At 56.7% G+C, this 21,229-nt stretch carries 21 protein-coding genes and 1 pseudogene; 12 read left to right on the plus strand and 10 right to left on the minus strand.

Annotated features, from left to right (window positions below; all coding sequences use genetic code 11):
• The coding region (locus AB4Z52_RS32345; protein WP_442221950.1) for an IS5 family transposase at positions 1–788 on the plus strand (788 nt) is incomplete at its 5' end.
• A 92-nt stretch (positions 789–880) separates the two neighbouring features.
• Here AB4Z52_RS32345 and AB4Z52_RS32350 read toward each other — a convergent pair.
• Positions 881–1,810 (minus strand): hypothetical protein, encoded by a 930-nt coding sequence (locus AB4Z52_RS32350; protein WP_442221951.1) that lies wholly within the window; start codon positions 1,808–1,810, stop codon positions 881–883.
• 309 nt (positions 1,811–2,119) lie between these two features.
• Positions 2,120–2,758, minus strand: a complete 639-nt coding sequence (locus AB4Z52_RS32355) for an HNH endonuclease (protein ID WP_442221952.1) — start codon at positions 2,756–2,758, stop codon at positions 2,120–2,122.
• A 295-nt stretch (positions 2,759–3,053) separates the two neighbouring features.
• On the opposite strand from AB4Z52_RS32355, the gene AB4Z52_RS32360 reads away from it, so the two are divergent.
• The gene (locus AB4Z52_RS32360) at positions 3,054–3,971 is read left to right on the plus strand and encodes a hypothetical protein (protein ID WP_442221953.1); all 918 of its coding nucleotides are present in this window, start codon (positions 3,054–3,056) and stop codon (positions 3,969–3,971) included.
• 40 nt (positions 3,972–4,011) lie between these two features.
• Here the strand turns inward: AB4Z52_RS32360 and AB4Z52_RS32365 are convergent, their stop codons facing one another.
• Entirely contained in the window at positions 4,012–5,196 is a 1,185-nt protein-coding gene (locus AB4Z52_RS32365; RefSeq protein WP_442221954.1) for an SH3 domain-containing protein, read from the minus strand.
• Positions 5,197–5,894: 698 nt separating this feature from the next.
• Between AB4Z52_RS32365 and AB4Z52_RS32370 the strand changes: the two genes are divergently transcribed.
• Together AB4Z52_RS32370 and AB4Z52_RS32375 are read left to right on the plus strand one after the other, a co-directional pair.
• Positions 5,895–6,269, plus strand: a complete 375-nt coding sequence (locus tag AB4Z52_RS32370; RefSeq protein WP_442221955.1) for a hypothetical protein — start codon at positions 5,895–5,897, stop codon at positions 6,267–6,269.
• A gap of 110 nt (positions 6,270–6,379) precedes the next feature.
• Positions 6,380–7,657, plus strand: a complete 1,278-nt coding sequence (locus tag AB4Z52_RS32375) for a hypothetical protein (protein WP_442221956.1) — start codon at positions 6,380–6,382, stop codon at positions 7,655–7,657.
• Between the two features lie 63 nt (positions 7,658–7,720).
• Here AB4Z52_RS32375 and AB4Z52_RS32380 read toward each other — a convergent pair whose 3' ends face one another.
• Positions 7,721–8,749 carry an SIR2 family protein gene (locus tag AB4Z52_RS32380; protein WP_442221957.1) on the minus strand — a complete coding sequence of 343 codons (1,029 nt, stop codon included), beginning with the start codon at positions 8,747–8,749 and terminating at the stop codon, positions 7,721–7,723.
• A gap of 346 nt (positions 8,750–9,095) precedes the next feature.
• Here AB4Z52_RS32380 and AB4Z52_RS32385 point away from each other — a divergent pair, with 346 nt between their 5' ends.
• Both AB4Z52_RS32385 and AB4Z52_RS32390 read left to right on the plus strand, forming a co-directional pair.
• Positions 9,096–9,545 carry a hypothetical protein gene (locus AB4Z52_RS32385; RefSeq protein WP_442221958.1) on the plus strand — a complete coding sequence of 150 codons (450 nt, stop codon included), beginning with the start codon at positions 9,096–9,098 and terminating at the stop codon, positions 9,543–9,545.
• Positions 9,545–10,606: a serine/threonine-protein kinase gene (locus AB4Z52_RS32390; RefSeq protein ID WP_442221959.1), complete on the plus strand. Its 1,062-nt coding sequence runs from the start codon at positions 9,545–9,547 to the stop codon at positions 10,604–10,606. Before AB4Z52_RS32385 ends, AB4Z52_RS32390 begins: the two co-directional genes overlap by 1 nt.
• 415 nt (positions 10,607–11,021) lie before the next feature.
• Here the strand turns inward: AB4Z52_RS32390 and dinB are convergent, their stop codons facing one another.
• The 3 genes and pseudogenes from dinB to AB4Z52_RS32405 all read right to left on the minus strand — a co-directional run bounded on the left by dinB (position 11,022) and on the right by AB4Z52_RS32405 (position 12,782).
• A complete protein-coding gene (gene dinB / locus AB4Z52_RS32395; RefSeq protein ID WP_442221960.1) occupies positions 11,022–12,083 on the minus strand; it encodes a DNA polymerase IV in 1,062 nt (353 codons plus the stop codon).
• Positions 12,037–12,426 (minus strand): annotated as a pseudogene (locus AB4Z52_RS32400) (SOS response-associated peptidase); the annotation flags it as partial. The gene dinB and the pseudogene AB4Z52_RS32400, both read right to left, overlap by 47 nt.
• A 2-nt stretch (positions 12,427–12,428) precedes the next feature.
• Positions 12,429–12,782 carry a hypothetical protein gene (locus tag AB4Z52_RS32405; RefSeq protein WP_442221961.1) on the minus strand — a complete coding sequence of 118 codons (354 nt, stop codon included), beginning with the start codon at positions 12,780–12,782 and terminating at the stop codon, positions 12,429–12,431.
• A 126-nt stretch (positions 12,783–12,908) separates the two neighbouring features.
• On the opposite strand from AB4Z52_RS32405, the gene AB4Z52_RS32410 reads away from it, so the two are divergent.
• From AB4Z52_RS32410 to AB4Z52_RS32420, 3 genes are read left to right on the plus strand one after another with little or no spacing between them, the layout of a single operon-like run.
• Entirely contained in the window at positions 12,909–13,664 is a 756-nt protein-coding gene (locus AB4Z52_RS32410; RefSeq protein ID WP_442221962.1) for an ImuA family protein, read from the plus strand.
• Complete coding sequence (locus tag AB4Z52_RS32415) at positions 13,585–15,099, plus strand: Y-family DNA polymerase (RefSeq protein ID WP_442221963.1); 1,515 nt, start codon at positions 13,585–13,587, stop codon at positions 15,097–15,099. The genes AB4Z52_RS32410 and AB4Z52_RS32415 overlap by 80 nt, the downstream gene beginning before the upstream one ends.
• The gene (locus AB4Z52_RS32420) at positions 15,096–18,359 is read left to right on the plus strand and encodes an error-prone DNA polymerase (protein WP_442221964.1); all 3,264 of its coding nucleotides are present in this window, start codon (positions 15,096–15,098) and stop codon (positions 18,357–18,359) included. Before AB4Z52_RS32415 ends, AB4Z52_RS32420 begins: the two co-directional genes overlap by 4 nt.
• 29 nt (positions 18,360–18,388) lie before the next feature.
• On the opposite strand, the gene AB4Z52_RS32425 is transcribed toward AB4Z52_RS32420, so the two are convergent.
• Positions 18,389–18,691, minus strand: coding sequence for a hypothetical protein (locus AB4Z52_RS32425; RefSeq protein WP_442221965.1), 303 nt, complete (start codon positions 18,689–18,691; stop codon positions 18,389–18,391).
• 169 nt (positions 18,692–18,860) lie between these two features.
• Here AB4Z52_RS32425 and AB4Z52_RS32430 point away from each other — a divergent pair, with 169 nt between their 5' ends.
• The 3 genes from AB4Z52_RS32430 to AB4Z52_RS32440 are packed head-to-tail and all read left to right on the plus strand — an operon-like array spanning position 18,861 to position 20,284.
• Entirely contained in the window at positions 18,861–19,205 is a 345-nt protein-coding gene (locus AB4Z52_RS32430; protein ID WP_442221966.1) for an ArsR/SmtB family transcription factor, read from the plus strand.
• Positions 19,186–19,671: an SRPBCC family protein gene (locus AB4Z52_RS32435; protein WP_442221967.1), complete on the plus strand. Its 486-nt coding sequence runs from the start codon at positions 19,186–19,188 to the stop codon at positions 19,669–19,671. Before AB4Z52_RS32430 ends, AB4Z52_RS32435 begins: the two co-directional genes overlap by 20 nt.
• On the plus strand, positions 19,664–20,284 hold the full coding sequence (locus tag AB4Z52_RS32440; protein WP_442221968.1) for a glutathione S-transferase family protein: 621 nt from the start codon (positions 19,664–19,666) through the stop codon (positions 20,282–20,284). The genes AB4Z52_RS32435 and AB4Z52_RS32440 overlap by 8 nt, the downstream gene beginning before the upstream one ends.
• Before the next feature lie 137 nt (positions 20,285–20,421).
• Here the strand turns inward: AB4Z52_RS32440 and AB4Z52_RS32445 are convergent, their stop codons facing one another.
• Positions 20,422–20,613, minus strand: coding sequence for a hypothetical protein (locus AB4Z52_RS32445; RefSeq protein WP_442221969.1), 192 nt, complete (start codon positions 20,611–20,613; stop codon positions 20,422–20,424).
• 281 nt (positions 20,614–20,894) lie between these two features.
• Complete coding sequence (locus AB4Z52_RS32450; RefSeq protein ID WP_442221987.1) at positions 20,895–21,140, minus strand: hypothetical protein; 246 nt, start codon at positions 21,138–21,140, stop codon at positions 20,895–20,897.
• Positions 21,141–21,229: the final 89 nt, after the last annotated feature.

Genomic DNA, 21,229 nt, shown 5'->3' on the forward strand with positions numbered 1-21,229 from the left:
CACGCTATTCAAGTGACCTTACGGATCGCGAATGGGAATTTATTGCACCATTGCTACCTGCGGCGCGGCGGCTCGGGCGTCCGCGTCGGGTGGATTTGAGGGAGGTGATGAACGCGATCCTCTATATTGCTTCGACCGGTTGCCAGTGGCGCATGCTGCCGAAGGACTTCCCGCCATGCTCGACGGTGCAGCGTTATTTCTACGAATGGCGTGCGATGCGGTTGTGGAGCCGGATCAATCATAGTCTCGTCATGACGACGCGAGAATTGGAAGGAAAGCAAGCGTCACCGACGGCAGGCGCAATTGACAGCCAGAGCGTCAAAACCACGGAAAGCGCTGGGATCAAAGGCTTTGACGCTGGCAAGAAGATCAAGGGCCGCAAACGTCATATCATTGTCGACACACTCGGCTTGATGGTTGGCCTGATGGTTCACAGCGCCGACATTCAAGATCGGGACGGTGCTCCCGATCTCCTGAAATCCATTCGGCACCGCTGGCCGTGGCTGCTGCACATCTTTGCCGACGGCGGATACGCCGGGGCAAAGCTGAATAGACGGTTGGAGAAAATCGGCAAATGGACACTCGAAATCATCAAGCGATCCGACAAGGCCAAAGGCTTCGAGCTATTGCCACGCCGATGGGTTGTTGAGCGAACCTTCGCGTGGCTCGGCCGATGCCGCAGGCTGGCCAAGGACTTCGAGAAATCAATCGCCTCAGCCGAGGCCTGGATTATGATCGCTCACATCCGCATGCTCACCAGGAGGCTCGCAAGATACTATATTTATTGATGTCTTTTCGAATCCGCCTCTAAGAATGGATATCCCGTCCGGACGCACGTGCACATGCTTGAGAGTAAGCTTCTGCCGAACGAGCATCGCCATTAGTTTCGGCGAGGGTCGGAACGGTTTCCTTCGTTCTGCAGCTGGTAAATTGTGTCGTTATTCCTCTGCAAATTGAAGGCTGGAATGCGGTAGGGGTTGCTCTTTAGCATCTGGCGTAAGTTTTCGGAGGGTTTGACATTTCCTAATACTGGACCAGTTGCCTTCTTTGGCGGCGCCGGACCTGGAGGGATAGTGCTTGGGAAGTTGGTGACCCGAACATCTTGTGGACCAGGCTCTTCCACTTCGCTGAAGGCAAAATCAACGATTTCGGTAGACTTGTTTTCTGCCCTCAGAGTGCCAAGCGTGACAAACTTACCGTTAGCGAAATCTGGCCCAGCGCCAATATTGCCGTCCGTGACGACTGTCACTGTGTAACCGAACGTTTTAACTTTATCGCTGTTCTTCTTGTCTGCCTTGCCCACGGCGATGGTTTCGCCTTTACCCGTGATATGCATGATCTGATTGATCCATTTCGCGATGTCATATTTGGACTTGGGCGTCAGCCGCGCCTTTTGCGGGTCATCGCATTTCAAATCGTGAAGATGGATCAAGTTCATGTTGATTTGAACCTTCCCACTCATTTCCCGTGATTGCGAGATGGACGCGTCTCCACCAATAAGGAGGCGATCAACATTTGCGGGGACGATCCATTTAAGAGCGTCCACGCTTGCTGTGCCGACCAGCTGGGAGGTTTCAGTAATGCTGTAACTGACGGTCCAGCTATCGGGATCGATGGGCCTTTTGGGGTCGTTTGCTTGTACCCCGGTAATGTCGGTGACCCCAAAAGCTTCACGCAATTCGCATTCGACGGCTGTAGACAGTGAATCGATTTTGTTCGGGTCGGAAAATTTGTCCGTTGGCCCGGTTGTGCAAGCCGTGAGAGTGATTATCGAACACATCGTGAATGTGAAGCGATTGAAATTTCGCATGTTGTCCCCCGACGCCCAAGCGGTCAGGTTAACAATTCATTTGTGTTTGTCTACTGAATTAAAACCTATAGGCGAACTGCATTTACCGATTTCGGCGCGGGCTTTTGACAATGTGCCGGAAATGCATGTAGCTTTGTAGAGACCTGATCGCTTACCTGAACTCGGTGTTCGTGCTGGATGCAAGCCCAAAAAGGTCGTGAGGAAAAATCCACAGCGGTCATCCCATGGCCACGAGGCCAAGCGGACTGGACATGGCGTCCCGTCACCGGAATAATCGTGTCGATCATATTCGACGTCATTTGGAGGACTTTATTTCTCGGAACCGGCCCCTAGTTGGCGATCTATGACCCCGCGATCGTTGAGAAAGCGGACGTAGGCTTGGGAGGTAGCGGCATATTCGTTAGCGCTGGTTAGATGGTTGCTGACCAAGTCGTCCCAGAGTAATTCCTTGAACTGTGCAGGGGCTTGGCAATACGCGGACACAAGGCCATCGATAAACGCCATCCTTTCCCGGCGCCGTTCCAGGAGATCGATCCGCGAAAGCTTAATGACAGCGTCAGTCGCCTTTGCCCTAAAACTATCTGGTCGCGCGGCAATAGCCTCCCGTAGGAATAAAAAACGGTCGGCAGGTTCGTCAGCGTAAGGGTCGATGAGGTTATCGTGCGATTTCTCCGGATCGGTGGAGAAGTGGTCGCCTTTATTCTCATTACATACGTCGCATGCCAACGTCAGGTTTTCCCAAGCATAGGCCTTCGTTGGCACCTTCGAATTCGGGGCGATGTGCTCGATGTCTCCGTGAGTGATGTGCCGAAGTTTGCTCTCGCAATAAAAGCTTCGTCTACCGGGGCTAATCGGTTTTTCTAAGTATCGCCCGAAATAAACATCCCATTGCCGATCAATATGCTCTGCGAGTTCGATGGTTTCCTGAATGCTATCTTCGCATGTCATGGGCTTAACCGAAATTGCTCTTAAAAATATGCGTGCAATGATCGGCGTACGGGCGCAAGAGGTTGATTGCTCTTAGATGAGGCTGGGTCGTAAACGCCTCCCTCAACGCGAACGGCGCAATGTCCGATAATGAATGTTATCGGTCATTAGCGTGAGAAAACGCAAATCGAAGCATTCGTAGCTAAGACCGCATGTGTTCAAGCGGCGGAGTGCGGTTTCAAAATTTCCTACAAAAACCCGTTGACAGGTATGGCAATTTCAAAAGACATTTGGATACCGCCTTCGGAAATTCGAAATGCTCCCCCAAAATCTCCTTACTCTAGTGAACCCCAGTTCACTCGATCACCTGCCTTTGGCACTGCCCGCGAATGCCAAATTTGAGTACCAGGCTCGGTTTTTGCCCAGTGGCCCCGATGCCGCGATTGAGTTAACACCCACAGTCACGCGGACCTACATCAATGGCGCCGTCTGCGAAGTGGAAAACGCCTTCACCTTTTTCGTAGACAATTATCAACAGTCACTCGCTCGTGCTTATCGGAAGCTGGCAAAACGAAGGAGCGAAACGGTAGTTCTTACCGGCCGCTGGCACGCAAAGAGTTTGAAGACCGCATATTTTGAGGCGGTTTTGCTTCACGTAGTCGATGTCGCCGGTGGCGTTCGCACGATACGTTATGACCTTGAGATCTTTGACAATGACTACCACCAGAGCGCTATGGGTTTCTTTGCGAGAGGGGAGATTTGCGCTGCTGTTTTGACCGCATTGCGGCTATGGAGCGATAAGCTCACTTCACCAATGAAGCGAGATTTGACATCGTATGGCGCTCCCATCGTGGACGGAGTGGCCTGGCTTTCGGACGATGCGACCGCGCCCCCGATCTTCTGCCACAATGATTGGCCTGTCGGGCTAAGCAAACAAAGCCTCGAAGAATCCTTGAAATTGAATCCTGTGGTGAAGTCCAACTCGTTAGAGAAGCCAGTCACTGGTCCGATTAGCCTGGGACATCTTATGAACGCGACGAGTGTCCCAATATATTATACGCAGATCGACCTTGGTGACGGAGAACTGGACGAGCCCCAGGCTCACTACTACCAACGCGACGAGTGCTGCTGGTCTGATACGCTGCTTTTCGAAACCTCCGAAATTGAGGGCATGTTATTTGCGAGCGAATGGGTAGGCGAAAGCGATTCTATCCTATTTCGCACTCTTGTTTGATCAAGCTAGAGGCCGAATTTGATATGGCCGTTGCCGCATCTCAAAGAACCTTCCGTACAAACGCGTTGCCCCATGTCGCGATGGAGTCATCGGGTATCGACCCGCTGGCTTTCAGTTGGTCGACCGTCTTTGCGGCAGCGTCAGGGTCGAACGTCCTATTCAACGTGATGGCGAACCAACCGTTGCTGGCAAGGTATGCGGTAACTGGCAGTGGCGAGCTGCGGACATATTGCTCCGTCTCGGCGTAGTTGTTGAAGCTCTTCACCTGGACGAATTGCTTGCCGTACGGACCGGCTCCGAACTGGGTGACCCAGACCCAAGAATGGAACAGGTATCCGACTCGGGTGCCCACTTTGGCGTGATACCATTTCCCGGTATCATCCAGGATAGTCACCGGGCTGCCATTCATGAAGCTTTCGACGGTCGGCGATTTCGAGGTCGGTCCGACTTTCAATGCAGCCTTACCATCGTAGCTTTGTATCCTTCCGGTTTTAGCGTCCGGAATAGCAAACGATGGCTGCGGCTCGGGTGTTGGCGGAAGGCTCGCAACGGCTGGAGCCGGTGGCAGGGCTGGAGGTGGGGCAGGCGATGGCGTTACCGGCGCGGATGCTGCGTCGGTGGCGGAATCAGATGGGTTCAAGGCAAGGCGATATTGCTTCATCTCGCTGCCTGACAGGTATCGTATGTCGTTGCTGTCGTAATTGAGGGATAGCTGCAGCAGGCCGGGGTCGACACCCATTTCAGTCATGTACGCAATGACCTGGGCAGTTATCCGCTGGACCTCTGACACAGCATCCGTCACGTTCAAGCCCGACGTGTCGGAAAAGGAGGATCTGTGAACCCCAATCGATCCAGGCTCAGCGAAACGTAGTACGCCGCCCATGAAAGCCAGCGAACACGCTGAGGCACATTCCGAGGTCCTGACTTGGAACGTGACCAGACGTAATGAGAGAATGAGGCGGCCAAGTTCGAGTGCCTTTCCAACATTGCCGCCGGGAGAGTTAAAAAATACGGCCTTCACATTGCCGCTTTGGACGGTGCTCACAAACCTTGAGAGGTCATCATTGGGCTCAAATGCGCCGCTGACAACGACGAAGCCGGTCCCATCGTTTCCACGGCCGGTCTCGTAGGTGAGGGATGCGTCCGCAGAGGTACCCCAACCCACCGCCGTTACCGCAACAAAACAGATCGCAATTAGACGTCTAGACCACCCAATCCCGAACACATTAGGCCCCACAAAACGCCACCAATACCAGTGCGGCATACTGATTTAAGTCTTAGCGCACAGCAAGAGTTGTTTGGCGTGAACTATCGTAAAGAGAGCGCTGGGGCGGTTGCCTGACGGTGTTAATCCCGCCATGGTAAAGCTGCAGTCGGCGCAATATGAGGCATTCTATCGATGTGGGGTCTAGTCGCATTCATTTCGGCAATCGCGCTCTCCGTCGCACCCGCGCTGGCATGCGATCAAACCATCGTGCTCACCAATTGGAAATCTTGCGCGGTAGGCACCCTGAGCGAACAAGGTGGCTCGTCCGGCTGGGATGCTGTGCCGACGTGGACGAGAAGTCCGAAGCTCCAGCCGTTCTTCTTCCAAGACCCACGCTTGCTTGCCAGCCACGGCCTCTGCAACGAAAAATTCCACCGTGTTGTCCTGTGCCTTCCAGGCTGGAAAGAAACCACCGATAAGAATGCATGTTGGTTTCTAATCTGTAGCGGGCATCAGGCCGCAGGGTAGTCTTTTAATGGACGTTGACTGACATGTGTAAAGGGAGAAGACCGGCTCGGTGCTATTGCAGCCGAGATAATGCGATTGCCGACGGGCAGGTTTTAATTCGGAGGCCGAGTTCAGGTGCCTGTGATCGTTTTCATCTGCATTTAACGTTTGTAAGTTTTCAATTCGGCAAAGAAACGAAGGGCATTCTCGTGGCAAAAATTCAGTTTGACGACATAGGCAGCGACGATAATGAGATGCTCGTCTATGGGCTTTTTTCAACAGGCGAAGAGATCATAAGTTTCGGCGATCGCGGGCTTGCCGAGATATTGACCCGCATCCAGGAAGACAATCACTTCGAGGTCAAAGCGATTTATGAGGATGTGAAAGCGAGTGGACTGACGGACTTCAAGATCAGTTTTGAAATCGAGGAGGACGGCAATACCTCCGGCGTCTTCGACCTGAAGGCGGTGGTCGATGGCCACGAGTTCCATCTGGGCTGCTACTTCGTGTTCGCTGAGGGCAACGGAGTACACGGACTGCTTTCGGGAGTAAGAATTAGGGAGCGCTGGGCGGAGGATGCGTAGCGAGCCGCCTTCGATAATGAACTTGCAGTTGATTAGTGCCCTGCTGCCTGCCCGGTGGCATCCCAATGGAACGTCACATCATCGCCGAGAGCTAACGGTCCGAACGTCAAATGAACCGCACTTTCTCCCGACAGGAACTCTACGACCTGGTCTGGTCAACGCCAATCCTGCAACTTGCAGATCAATTCGGGATTTCTGATCGAGGCCTGGCGAAAACTTGCGAGCGTTTTCACATAGCGGTACCCGGACGCGGTTATTGGGCCAAGATAGAGGCTGGTCTGCCCGCAACAAAAACACCGCTTTGGAAGACTGATAACTCCGCATTCCAGACCATTGAGATCGGTGGGGCCCAGCACCGGGGTAATCCTCAATTGGCGTTTGCGGCCAAGGCAGAGCAAGATGCTGTTTTAGCCGCCGGAGCCGAGCCTGCTACAAAGGTGAAAGCACCAGTTGTCAGGAAACCTGTTGCCGAGACTGAGGCAGTAAACGAGACGCCCGCGCCTGTAACGTTCGAGGCCGTGAAGCGGCCGCATTCAGTGGTTGTAGGGATAGTGCTCGAACTTAGAAACGCAATTCTTGACCGAGATGGTGAGATATCGATCAAAGGAGTTCGTATCCACAAGGATTCGCGGGCGAGAACCATTGCATTTCTTCATCACCTTGCCCTAGCTTTGGAAGCCCGCTCGGTCTCCTTGGGTCAGGACAACAACGGTCTCAAAGCAGAAATCGCTCCAGACGCGATCCGGTTCGAGATTCTTGAAGGTCGGAGCCTAGAGAAGCACGACCCGACTCCGAGCGAGTTAAGGAAGCAACTGGAATACGAACGGCGACAAGACCTTGCCCGCCGCCGAGGACAGTGGCTTCCACACGAGAGCTTCTATCCTGAGTACGATTATCACTACTCTTCGAAGTTGTCGTTCGAGGTCCACAATTGGGCAGATGGTGCCCGGAAAAAGTGGTCTGATGGCAAGCGACAGACCCTTGAAGGCGTTCTTGAAAGTATTGCTGACGGTGTCCTCTATCACTTGCATTTCGATAAAGCTCGCCGGGAAAAACGCGAAGAGGACGAAAGGCGATGGCAGCATATGGCTCGTCGTCGTGAACTGCAAACGCGGAGAGCAGACCGAGAGCAAAAACGAATTCTGTTCCTTGGCGAACTAGCAGCCTATCAGAAGGAAGCCGAAGAGCTAAAGGTGACAATTGCCAACGCTACGGCCGTTATCGCTCAGGGCGAACCGGAATATCGGCGGATGATCGAATGGGCGGAAAGCCGACTTGCTTATCTAGAAGCACAAAACGCGCTTGGGCCCCTCACAGCCAACTTGAAATCGCAGAACCTGTTTCCGGAGAACGATGAGCTGTTTGATCCAGAAGGCGATCCGCCTTGAGGTGAGGTCACAAGGCACGCGTTCGCTTTCTAACCGGGTCCCATAAGCGCGGTTGCCACTAACTCATTTAAAGATCGGGTGCCAATAGTGTTGAAGAAGTTCGTTAGCTTTGAGCTGGGCGAGATGCACCGGCGCAGAGATAGAATTGACTGTCTGGAACTGACTTTTGAGCGTGTTATCAATAGCCTGAGTGGTGGGAGACGGTAGGCCAAGCACCGTTCCAAAAACGGTTTTCGGTACTGCAACGGATTCTGGGATGAGTAGCTCCATATTCATGTCTGCAAACGCAAACCCCAAGAATACGATGTGATTTGCCTCCGCGATCACGTTTCGCATCGTGGCGACCACCTGATGCTCGGTTTTGCGCTCCATGAAAGTATGGATTTGCTCCACAGCGTTGACGAGATCGGCGGCATTGTTCCGTGCTCCAAACGGAATGGCTGACGCCGCTGTGTTCTCTGATCGGCCGGGATAATTGCCTACTTGTCCGTAGGGATGGATAATCCTGAGGCGCCCTGAAAGCTCCAGCGCCCGAGGCATATCGATAAGGAAGTAAGTAGACAGGTAATGGGCGAGGAAATGCTCGATGCACCGGTCGTAATTGAAGGTGATAATCGAAACGTCGTGAAACAAGTTGTTGAGGTCTTCACTCACAGCTTCTTCCGACACCAATTTGCAGAAGGTGTTCATCCAGTAGTTTTCAGCCTTTCCGAGCGGAAGCTTGCCCTCGCCATTGAGGCGGATGTCGCACGTGCTCTCTTTCGCAAGGATCGAGGATGCGATTGCGATCTTGCCCAGCGTGACGATGTGGCCATTGTTGGCGTGAGTGGCCAAGAAGTTGTCGATGGATAGCGCTCCAGGCATCGCTTCGGCAATTTGATTTGCCGCCTTGATGTATGGGTTGATATCAAAGGGCTGCGGTCGGCGGTTGTAGATTTCGACCAAGGCGGCGCCGATGTTGCCATCGGTAAATCCTGATGGGCCAATTTTCATCTTTTCGATGATGATTTTGCGCAATTCGTCGCCTGTCGGGAGACTAACCTCTTTGCTGCCGCCTGCTCCTACGACGAAGACGGTCTTGTGTTTGAACAAATCAGTGCCCCCTAAATGCGTTTTGGCAGCCTACCACTGGCTGTGACGGCGAGCGCGGTGAACGCGGAATTATCCCCAAAAGAAAAAGCCCTCCGGAGAGGGCTATATTTGGTATGTGGCTTCAAACATGTCGAGGTCGAAGAATGCCCACTCGACGAGGTGGCTTACCTTCCAGAGGAAGGCAACAGCCTACCAATCATTAGGAGCGGATCGAAAAAATGCCGTCTGCAAACTGATGCGCGGGTCCAAGTGCCGGAAGAAGAAGCGAGGGCCAATAAATTTGCTTGCATCACAGGTTGCAGAGCCGCATCTGTGTAATCGAGGAAATCATGGGAGATTCGGTTCTGTGTCAATTGCGGGAGTGGTAGTAAGTTCCGAGAAAATCACGATTATCGAAGGAACGAAAAATTCAGACGGGACCATCACCCTAATCAAAGACGAAGTATTCGATCTTGAAAAGGGCGATCGCCATGCAGGCTACGTAGCAATGCATAAGCGCATCCACGACCGGCTGTTGCATGGAATCGACGCCGTGGTCCTTAAGGCAAGTTCCGCCGGAAAGTTCACCGGCACCCAGGCAGCATTGTTGTCAGCGGAACTGCGTGGCGTTTTCATTTCAGCCATTCCCACGCAGGTCACGGTAAAGCAGGAACATGTCAAGGCTTTGAGCAAGATTGGATCGCGGAAGGTAAGTGATTACACGAAGGACGATAGCTGGTGGAATGAACATTTCAAGGGTGCCTGCCGGAAGGCCAGTCGTGAGGCGGCCTATCTAATCATCGGCGCTGGGGACTGATGACCCATTACATTGCCACACTTCCGAAAATCGGCACTCTGGGGAAGGGTGCCTTTGGCGAGGTGCATTTATGTCAGGACGGGGCTCACGGACCCGTCGCTGTAAAGTTTTTCTACAGCGCCAATTTTGCGTCACAAGCGGAGTGGATGCTTGCTTGCACTGACGCGCTTGCCGAAGCCCAAAATATGAAAGCGCTTGAACATAGCCATGTGGTCCCGATCTATCAGGTTCTCCAAGGGCTGACTGGCGATGAATTCCTGATCGTGATGCAGTATTGCGATAAAGGCTCGATAGCGTCTGTCACCGCGACCAATGTCGTTAAGCTCGCCGATGCAAAGCGAGTAATACGCGATGCTGGGATTGGCTTGTGCTACATCCACAACAAGGGTTTTGTCCATCGAGACATCAAGCCGGACAATATTTTCAAGAATGCTGCTGGCCATGTGAAGATTGGCGATTTTGGTTTTGTAACCGACCAGCTCATATTGGGCTACGTAGGGGGTGCAGGCACACCCGAATACATTTCGCCAGAGGTGTTCGCGACCTCGCAATGCTCAATGCTGACGGACATCTATTCTTTAGGTGCTACCTTCCTTCACGTCGTTTCAGGCGATTTTTGGTTCAATCGGCCAAATAAACACTGCATTTTGGGGTCGTTCGATTTCAAGGGCGCGAACTACCCGACGATAGTCGGAGACTACCTATGTTTGCCGCATATCCCTGTCGAGTGGCGCAACGTGATCAGAAGAATGACCCATGCTGACCCCGCAAAACGCTACCAGTCCATGGAGGACGCGGTGAACGCAATCTCCCGGTTGCCGGTGGTTAGTGACTGGGAATGCGAAGTCCAAGCACACAAAGTGTCGTGGTCACTCACCAAGGGAAAAAGGAAGTGGCGGGTAGATTGGACAAATTACTTCACGAAAGACGAAGCATGGACGGCGTGGACCGAGGATTTGTCAGGAAATGGACGGAAAACTCTCGGCAAAAGCGACAAGTCGGATAAGCCGCTCAAACGCTACAGAGCCCTGCAGAACTGGTTTTCGGAGCGATCACCCTAGCGACCAGCGTTCAATCTGGTAGGAACCAAGCGCAGTTCACCGTTGAGACCAATCGCGGACTTGCTTTCGCCTTGCTGCTCGCGGGCCAAGGAAGTCCTGTCATCTTGGCAGACCATGCAAAATGCCAGATTGGCAGACACGCAGGTTGGGGGCACCCACTCTCTGTCGCAGAAGCGGCATCGTGGCTTCAAAAGAGCGTAACGACTCTTCAACATTGCATTGCTCCCCAGTCTTCGTGTGAGAATAAACCATGAACATGGCAGTGATAAGAGGTATTTTACAACCCGGTCTCATTTGCCGGAGTCTATACAGAAATGGTTTACGGGTGTTTTCGTTGCATGATCGAATTTAGCCGTTGAAGTTGGCTTGTGGCTTTCGGACACGAGTCGGTATCAGGTACATCCAGGCGATGCCGCTAGTCCAGCGCCAGCAGCAGCTGTGGCTCCAATTCCTCGCTTGATCGCTCCAGCGAAGACAGGGTAACGCCGAGCAATCGTATTCCTTTGTCAGTGGGGAAAACCGGGTCCAACAGGATATCAGCAAGGCTCACCAGTTCACGAACGTCTGCGACAGGCGCACTGATGGTCTTGCTGCGCGTGATCTGCGTGAAGTCGGCATATTTGACCTTCAGGGTCACCGTCTTGGCACGAATTCCGTTGGCCACGCTGTAGCTCCAGACCTTATCGATCAGCGGCTGCAGGAAGGCCCGAGCTGGCTCAATAATATGGATGTCTTCGGCAAAGGTATCCTCTGCACCAATCGACTTGCGTACACGATCAGGCTTGACCTCGCGATTGTCGATGCCACGGGCAATGCCGTAGAAATAAGGTCCGGATTTTCCGAAATGCGCGGTCAAAAAGGCGACGTCTTTCCCCCGCAGGTCAGCGCCCGTTTCGATCCCGAGGCGATGCATCTTCTCCGCCGTGGCGGGACCGACGCCATGGAATTTCTTGACCGGCAGCGACTCGACGAAGATTGGTCCATTCTTCGGCGTAATGACGAACTGTCCATTTGGCTTGCGCTGATCGGACGCCATCTTCGCCAGGAACTTGTTGTAGCTGATCCCGGCCGAGGCGGTCAGATCAGTCACGGCCTTGATCTTCGCCCGGATTTCCTCGGCAATTTCGGTGGCAATCTCCATGCCCTTCAGGTTCTCGGTGACATCGAGATAGGCCTCATCGAGCGACAGCGGCTCGATCATCGGCGTATATTCGGCAAAGATTTCGCGTATCTGCTGCGACACCTGCTTGTAGACATCGAAGCGTGGCTTCACGAAGATGAGGTCCGGGCATTTGCGTTTGGCGGTGACCGATGGCATGGCGGAATGGACGCCAAACTTTCGTGCCTCGTAACTTGCTGCTGCAACGACACCACGGGCGGCCGATCCGCCGACGGCGAGCGGCTTGCCACGCAGCTCCGGATTGTCACGCTGGTTCGGCAAATCGGGTGAAGGGGACGACGCAGCGGTTCTCGACACCGAGCCAGCGCGTCCAGTGCTTGCTGGTCGTATTGCGAATGTTGGTCGTGCCGCCGTCTGGTTCCATCTTCAGCAACTCCTCGAAATCCACCGGCTTGCCCTTGGCCCGCAGCTTGTCGGCGCGTTTGGATGTCGCCTGATAGAGCGCTTGCTTGGAGCTGGGCATGCCCCAACGGACGCTTGCCAACTGCCGCTCAGCGTTGCCGATGTTGCGGACGATAGGGGCGAACCGATCCGGATAGACGTCGATGGACGGCTCCATGTTGCCGATGATGTCGTGGGTGATCGAAACGAATGAGCGGATGGCCTGCTGGTTGGTCGTCACGTTGTAGAGGTTGCACATTGTTACGCTCCGCCGTCCACGTTTCCGATAACGATACCGGCTTCGGTGAGACAGGGAAACCGCGTCTGGCAACGATCCACGCCGTCCTCGCCATTCATCTTTTCGCATCCGAGCGCCACCCGTCGCCTGAGATCGGCAAAACTGAGCCCAGCTCCATGTTGCTTGACCAGCGCCTTGCGATCCAGTTCGCCATGCCGATTGCAGGCTTTGCATTCAACGGTGATGATCGCACCCCTGAAGTCCCGAAGTGTCAGCAGCCCACTCATCTCATTGTCTTTCTCAGTCTTCAAAAAAAGCTGGCAGTGGATCAATGCGCCATCCCGCTGATCTCCTTCGAAGATTCCGGGTTCGGACATCGCCGTTGTCCCTCGGTGTCGTGTCCACCCGAAACATGCCGATTGACTCATTCAGCCAATGCGAACAAATACAGAACATAATCGTTGTCATCAAGCCATCAATCTCGCGCCGTCGGGAAGGAATTCATGCCGCATACCGCATCCAACGCGATCCTGTCTGAGCTGCGTGATCGCATCGCGCATCTGGAAGGCAGCGCCCGGAGGAAAGGGGAAGTGCTGCCATTCGGCATCGAAGAGATCGACAGCAGGCTGCCCGGAGGCGGACTGGCGCTCGGCGCTTTGCACGAGGTCGCAGGCGGCGGTGCCGATGCCATCCACGGTGCTGCCGCCGCGCTCTTCGTGGCAGGCATCGTCGCCCGGACCAAGGGCAAGGTCCTCTGGTGTCTGACGCGGCCCGACCTGTTCGCCCCGGCACTGGCGCAAGCCGGGCTTCATCCGGACCGCGTCATCTATGTCGAGGCAGGCAGGGAAGAAGACGTGTTGGCGAGCTTCGAAGAGGGCTTGCGCTTCGGCGGCCTCGGTGCGGTCGTCGCGGAGATCGTCCGGCTATCGATGCCGACCTCGCGCCGCCTGCAACTTGCGGCCGAGGGGTCGGGCACACTCGGTATGGCGCTGAGGCGATGGCGACGTCCGACGGAGGCTGCCGATTTTGGCATGCCGACGGCCGCCACCACACGATGGCGCATCAGTGTGCGGCCATCCGAGCCGCTACCAGTGCCCGGTATCGGCCGGGCGCGGTGGCTGGCGGAGCTGATCAGGGCAAGAGCAGGAGAAGCTGCAGAATTCGAAATAGGTGCATGTGATGCCGAGGGTCGTGTCTCTTTGTCTCCCCTTTCTGCCGACCGACCGGATCAGGCGGGCAGACGCTTCGCTGCCGGTTGAGACGCCGATTGCCGTCATTGCCCGCAGCGGATCGAAACGCACGGTGGTGGCCGCCGATCATGCCGCCCTGAAGGCAGGCGTACGGATCGGCATGGCGGCGAGCAAGGCGCAGGCGATGATCGCCGGATTGCACATGGTCGACGCCGATCCAGCGGGCGACGAGGCAGCGATCCACAAGTTGGCGCTCTGGGTGCTGCGGCAATACACCCCGATTGTCGCGACCGACCTGCCGGATGGCATCGTGCTGGACACCGAAGGGGCCGATCATCTCCGTGGCGGCGAAGCTCTGATGCTGTCGGGGTTGGTGAATGCGTTCCGGGCGCGGGGTCTTCATGCGCGGGCCGCCATCGCCGATAGCTGGGGTGCCGCCTATGCGCTGGCTAGGACGTCGGCGCGAGAGACGACCATCGTTCCAATTGGCGATACCGCCAATGCCGTCGTCCATTTGCCGATCTCGTCGTTGCGGCTGCCAGCCGACATCGTCACCGGTCTTCGCGTCCTCGGCTTCAATACGGTCGGCGAGCTGTCGGCGACGCCACGAGCGCCGCTGGCACTGCGTTTCGGTCCAGAGGTCGGTCGCCGCCTGGATCAGATGCTTGGCAGGTTGGCCGAGCCCATCGATCCGATCCGCTCGCCGGAGCTGGTCGAGGTCACCAAATCCTTCAGCGAGCCTATCGCTGCCGCCGAAACCATTGCCAAATATGTCGGCAGGCTGGTGGTCCAGCTCTGTGGCGAACTTGAACAGCGCGGCCTCGGCGTCCGCCGTGCCGACCTGCTGATCCACCGGGTCGACAACACGCTGCAGGCGATCCGCGCGGGCACGGCCAAGCCAGTGCGGGATATCAAACGGCTGACCAAGCTGCTCTGCGACCGCATCGAGCAGATCGATCCTGGCTTCGGCATCGAGAAGCTGTCGCTGGCAGCGACGATGATCGAACCGCTGGAAGAGCGGCAGGCGATATCGTCGCTGGTGGAGGACACGGTCGCCGACGTCACGCCGTTGCTCGACGTGCTCGGCAATCGCGGTGGTCAACGGCTCTACCGTCTGGCTCCTGTGCCAAGCGATGTGCCCGAACGCAACGTCCAGAGGATTAGGCCCGCAGCAGAGGAGGGTGGAGCAAGCTGGCCGACCGGCTGGCCGCGCCCAACCCGTCTGTTCCTGCATCCGGAAGAGATTGAGGTCATCGCCCTGACGCCGGACCATCCGCCCGCCTCGATCACCTGGCGTGGCAAGCGCCGTCGGATCAAGCGTGGCGATGGTCCCGAGCGTGTCTATGGCGAATGGTGGCGGCGCGACGCCGAGATGGAAGCGGTGCGCGATTATTACGCCATCGAAGACGAAGACGGCCAGCGCTTCTGGGTCTATCGCTCCGGCGACGGCGTCGATCCTGCGACCGGCAATGCCAAATGGTTCCTGCACGGGATATTCGGATGAGATACGCCGAGCTTCAGGTCACCAGCCATTTCTCGTTCCTGCGTGGGGCGTCGGGATGCGACGAACTGTTTGCCACTGCCAAGGTTCTTGGGATCGAGGCGCTTGCCATCGTCGACCGCAACAGTGTCGCGGGCGTCGTCCGCGCCTGGGAAGCCGCCAGGCAAACCGGTGTTCGTCTCGTCGTCGGCTGCCGCCTCGATCTTGCCGACGGCATGTCCTTGCTGGTCTACCCGACCGACCGCCCCGCCTATGCAAGGCTCTGCCGCCTGCTGTCGCTTGGCAAGGGCCGGGGCGGCAAGGGCAAGTGCATCCTCGATCTGTCCGACGTCGCGCTCTACGCCGAAGGACTGCTCGCCGTGCTGCTGCCCGACGAGGCGGACGAAGAATGCGCCGTGCGGCTGCGCAAGCTGAAGGCGCTGTTTGGTGACCGCGCCTATATGGCGCTAACGCTGCGCCGTCGCCCCAATGACCAGCTCCGCCTGCATGACCTCAACAATCTCGCCACGCAGTTTCGAGTGCGGTCGGTGGTCACCAACGACGTTCTGTTCCATGTCCCGGAGCGTCGCCAGCTTCAGGACGTGGTGACCTGTGTGCGTAACCGCTGCACCATCGACGAGGCAGGCTTCCTGCGCGAGCGCCATGCCGACCGCTTTCTGAAGCCGCCGGAAGAAATGCACCGGCTGTTTGCCCGCTATCCCGAGGCGCTGGGGCGGACAGGCGAGATCGCCGAGCGCTGCAAGTTCGATCTTGCCGAACTCACCTATCAATATCCGGAGGAGGCGTTGCTCCCCGGTCTTAGCGTCCAGCAGTCGCTGGAAAAGCTCACCTGGCAGGGAGCGGCTGAGCGCTATCCCGAAGGCGTCCCGGAGCATGTCGACAAGGTGCTGCGCCACGAACTCGATCTCATCCGCAAGCTCGATTACGCACCATATTTTCTCACCGTCTTTTCCATCGTCAGGTTTGCCAGATCGCAGGGAATCCTTTGCCAGGGACGGGGGAGTGCGGCCAATTCCGCCGTCTGCTATTGCCTCGGTGTCACCGCCATCGATCCCGACACCAATGACTTGTTGTTCGAGCGCTTCGTCAGCGAGGAGCGCCGTGAGCCGCCCGACATCGACGTCGATTTTGAGCACGAGCGCCGGGAAGAAGTCATCCAGTGGATTTACGAGACCTATGGGCGTGAGAAGGCGGCCCTTTGCGCCACCGTCACCCGCTACCGCGCCAAGGGAGCGCTGCGCGACGTTGGCAAGGCGCTGGGATTGCCGGAGGACATGATCACCGCGCTATCGGCGGGCGTTTGGGGGTGGAGCGAGGAGGGCGTCGGCGACAAGCAGGTTCAGGACCTCAATCTCAACATGTCCGACCGTCGATTGCGGCTGACGCTCGATCTGGCGCGGCAGCTCATGGGCGCACCGCGCCATCTCGGCCAGCATCCGGGCGGCTTCGTGCTCACCCATGACCGCCTTGACGAACTCTGTCCCATCGAGCCCGCCGCCATGGACGACCGGCAGGTGATCGAATGGGACAAGGATGACATCGAATGCCTGAAGTTCATGAAGGTCGACGTGCTGGCGCTCGGCATGCTCACCTGCATGGCCAAGGGCTTTGCACTGCTGGAAGAACACAAAGGCATCACCCTTGATCTGGCGACCATCGAGCAGGAGGATGCTGCGACCTATGCGATGATCCGCAAGGCCGACACGCTCGGCACCTTCCAGATCGAAAGCCGGGCGCAGATGTCGATGCTGCCAAGGCTCAGGCCACAGACCTATTATGACCTGGTCATCCAGGTGGCCATCGTTCGACCAGGCCCGATCCAGGGCGACATGGTGCATCCCTATCTCAGACGCCGCGAAGGCAAGGAGAAGGTTGAGTATCCAACGCCGGAGCTGGAGGCGGTTCTTGGCAAGACGCTGGGCGTGCCGCTGTTCCAGGAATCGGCGATGAAGGTGGCGATGGTCTGTGCCGGGTTCTCGGCCAGCGAAGCCGACCAACTCCGACGGGCGATGGCAACGTTCAAGTTCACCGGCGGCGTGTCGAAGTTCAAGGACAAGCTGGTGAGCGGCATGATTGGCAATGGCTATTCAAAAGAGTTTGCCGAGAAGACCTTCTCGCAACTCGAAGGATTCGGCTCCTACGGCTTTCCGGAAAGCCATGCCGCGAGTTTCGCGCTGATCGCCTATGCCTCCAGCTACATCAAATGCCATTTCCCGGACGTGTTCTGTGCGGCACTTTTGAACAGCCAGCCGATGGGATTCTATGCGCCCGCCCAGATCGTTGCCGACGCCAGGGCGCATGGCGTCGAGGTCCGGCCTGTCTGCGTCAACCGTTCGCGATGGGACTGCACGCTGGAGAGCGCTGGAGATGGTCGACGCCATGCGGTGCGGCTGGGTATGCGGATGGTTCGGGGATTGGCCATCGGAGATGCCGCAAGGATCGCCGTCGCCCGTGGCGACGATCCGTTCGTCTCGGTCGACGACATGTGGCGGCGGTCAGGTGTTCCGGCGGCCTCCTTGGTTGAGCTTGCCGAGGCCGATGCCTTCCTGCCATCGCTCCGACTGCAGCGTCGTGATGCGCTCTGGGCGATCAAGGCATTGCGCGACGAGCCACTGCCATTGTTTGCGGCAGCCGCCGAGCGCGAGCAGCAGGTGGTCGTTGAACAGTCAGAGCCAGAAGTTCAGCTTCGACAAATGACGCAGGGCACCAATGTCGTCGAGGACTATGGCCATACCGGTCTGACGCTGCGGGCGCATCCGCTGAGTTTCCTGCGGGCGGACCTGGCAAGGAAACGCATTGTCACTTGTGCCGAGGCGACATCGGCAAGGGACGGGCGGTGGCTGATGGCGGCGGGTCTGGTGTTGGTCCGCCAGCGACCGGGAAGCGCCAAGGGTGTGATGTTCATGACCGTCGAGGATGAAACCGGCATCGCCAATGTCGTCGTCTGGCCGAACCTGTTCGAAAAGCAGCGCCGCGTTGTCCTCGGCGCAGGGATGATGGCGATCAACGGCAAGATTCAGCGGGAGGGCGGTGTCGTGCATCTGGTCGCCCAGCGACTATTCGACCTGTCAGAAGACCTGGCAAGCCTCGGCGAGCGCGAAGGGCCGTTCTCGTTGCCGCATGGACGCGGTGATGAATTCCATCATGGACCGTCGGGTCCCGATCCGCGCGACAAGCCGCCGCCGGGCGTCAAGCCTCGGGATATCTACGTTCCCGATTTACCCGTCGATAGGTTGAAGGTGAAGAGCCGGAATTTTCAATAGGGCGATACTCTGCGCCCGATTGGATGCTGTCACTGCGGGCAGGGTTGAAACCCCGGAGGGTTATCGGTGTTGGCGTTTGGATAGGTCTGGCCATTGCCGTTTCGGCAATCCGTGCCAGGAGCGTTGCTGGGCTTGGTCCGGGTGGTGCTACCGGTCATGGCTGGGTCGGTGTTGATATCGCCATTTTCATCTCCGATATCCGGCGTCCTTCGCAATTGCGAGCGTGACGGCTCGCTCTGCCCTGGGATTTTGCGGAACTCGGCCGCCCCAACAGGAGCGTGATAGCCTCCAACGATCAGGACCAAAGTGACGGCGACTAGTGTGCGCAACATAGCAGCTACCTTTTCGGGTGGTAACCGTAGAACACCAGCCCGTGCGATTTGTTCCAAGATGCCCCCAGCGGGGAACGTGCCATCCGTTCCAGTAAAGCCAACCTATAAAATCACCTTTGACTTTTTGCTTCATTTATAGCTATATGGTTATATAGCTTTTTGGTGATGCATGGATGATGGCCTTAATGCAATTTTCTCAGCGCTCTCTGATCCAACAAGGAGGGCGATTCTGGCGCGGCTTGCTCACGGCAAGGCGACCGTGGCGGAACTCGCGGACCCCTTCGCGTTGTCTCAACCCGCCATTTCAAAACATCTCAAGGTCCTGGAGCAGGCAGGATTGATCCGCTCCGGCCGTGAAGCGACTTCGCGCCCTCGTGAGCTTGAGCCGGACGCGTTGAAGAAAATCTCTGACTGGATCGCCGACTACAGAAGCTTCTGGGATCAGAGCTTTGATCGTCTCGATGACTATCTGTCCAAGGTACAAGGATACGACCATGACAAATCCGGAGTCTGAGACTAGCGACACCCGCGACCTGGTTCTGGTGCGAAGGTTCGACGCCCCATGCGATCTCGTTTTCAGGGCATGGACCGACCCGAAAGCGTTGACACAATGGAGCGGTCCTCACGATTTCAAGGCCGTAGGCGACCAGCTTGAAGTCTGGCCGGGCGGGAGACACCGTGCTTGTCTGATAGCGCCAGATGGAGAAGAGCACTGGGTTAGTGGCAAATACCTTGAGGTCGAGCCGCCGCACAAGCTGGTCTTCACCCATGCCTGGGAGACCGGCCGTGGCGAACGGAGCCCGGAAACGGTCGTCACCATAACGTTGAAGGAAAGCGATGGAGGCACGGAAATGACGTTTCGGCAGAGCGGATTTGAAAGCGCGTCATCGCGTGAGGGTCATGAAGCCGGTTGGTCGCAGAGCTTCGAGCGATTGGGCTTTTTTCTGGGGACTGAATCCGAAAGGCCGGATCATGGGTAAGGCGGCGATGAAGCTTTACTATTGCGAGACGCTCAATCCTCGGAAGGCCTGCGCCGCTGCCCGTTTTCTTAAAGCTGATGTCGAGTTCATAAGGATTGACCTCGCAAACGGAGAGCAACGCACCGCAGAATTCCTGGCTCTTAACCCGAACGGGAAAGTCCCTGTGCTGCAGGACGACGCCGGAACCTTATGGGAAGCGAACGCCATCATGTGCGAGCTGTCTGACAGAGTTGCATCGGATTTCTGGCCGCATGACCACCGGCAGATCGACGTGGTCCGCTGGCTGAGCTGGGATGCCAGCCATTTCACCCGGCACGGGGCAACGCTGTGGTTTGAATACTTGATCAAACCGTTGCTCGGAGGGAGGCCTGACGTCGCCGTGATCGAAGATGCGAAGACGAACTTTCGACTACATGCTCGCGTTCTCGACGACCATTTGGCCACCAACAGCGTCGCGGTCGGGAAGACACTGACTGTCGCAGATTTCGCATTGGCCGCCGCACTTCCTTTTGCGACTTCTGCTGAGATTCCACTCGCTGAGTTTCGGCATATCCAGGCGTGGTATCGACGGCTTGAACAACTCGACGCTTGGCGAAACCCCTTTCCGGCGTAAAAGGTCGCGGACCAAGGACGTTTTGCGAGTGTGAGCGGATCGCACGCTTTGCGGCTCCCCACTTCCTCCCACAGCACCATAGGTGCTCAGAAGCGTGCGGAAGAGGCTCGTCGTGCGTACTTTCATATCCTTGGTCTCTAATTTGAAAGTTGACGCTTTAAGGCCGCCAAGAGCTGGTCCGCCGTCCGATTGCCGCGCTTGTACAGGTCGATGGCTCTGACCATAAGCATTTGGTCCGGCTCGGTAGCGGTCGAGCGACACCATTCAATCAAGGCCTCACAAATGACGTCGGCCTCCTCGGACGAGTAGAATTCGTAGACGTCTTGCATTGGCCCCTCCTGCGCGGCCACCGTCAATGTCGCTGTCGGCGAGCTTCGAGATAGTTCGCTCCGCTGACCAAGCACCGCGACAAGGGGGGCACGATGCTTGGCCACTGGGAGCATCCGCCCATCCGAACGGACGGAATAGAAATCAACACTCGTCTGACCTGGCGGTTCCCGTGCCGTCGGCTTCGGTCGGATAGCGTACAAACCCCCAGCAGCCGTCAGCCCGTTGTTAAACACGAAGGAGGGTAGCCCATCGTAGCGCCGTACCCTTGCGGGTCCGCCGATTAATCGCTGGCTTCAATCCGTTTGACTGCGAATTTCTTTGCCTTCAGGGCTCGCAAAGCAGGTTTTGGTGCGCGGCTGACGACCCCGATCCGGTTATCGGGCAAATCGGTGCCGTGAAGCTCGGGCTGGAGGGTGATTTTCCTCTCCTGGACACTTACTCCAGTTTCGACCCCCGAACGCCCTGCAAATAACGTGATCAGCTCAACACGTCCGCTGAAATGAGTACTGGCGCTGACGTCCGACATCGTCACCGACGGTCTGGACCGCCACCGAGTGTGCTCCTACAGGACCCGTTTGGCCGAAGCCGCCGAACTGGTTCGACGGCTTCGAATTT

Origin of the sequence: Rhizobium sp. 2YAF20, assembly GCF_052114685.1 — a bacterium.
Lineage (GTDB): Bacteria > Pseudomonadota > Alphaproteobacteria > Rhizobiales > Rhizobiaceae > Rhizobium.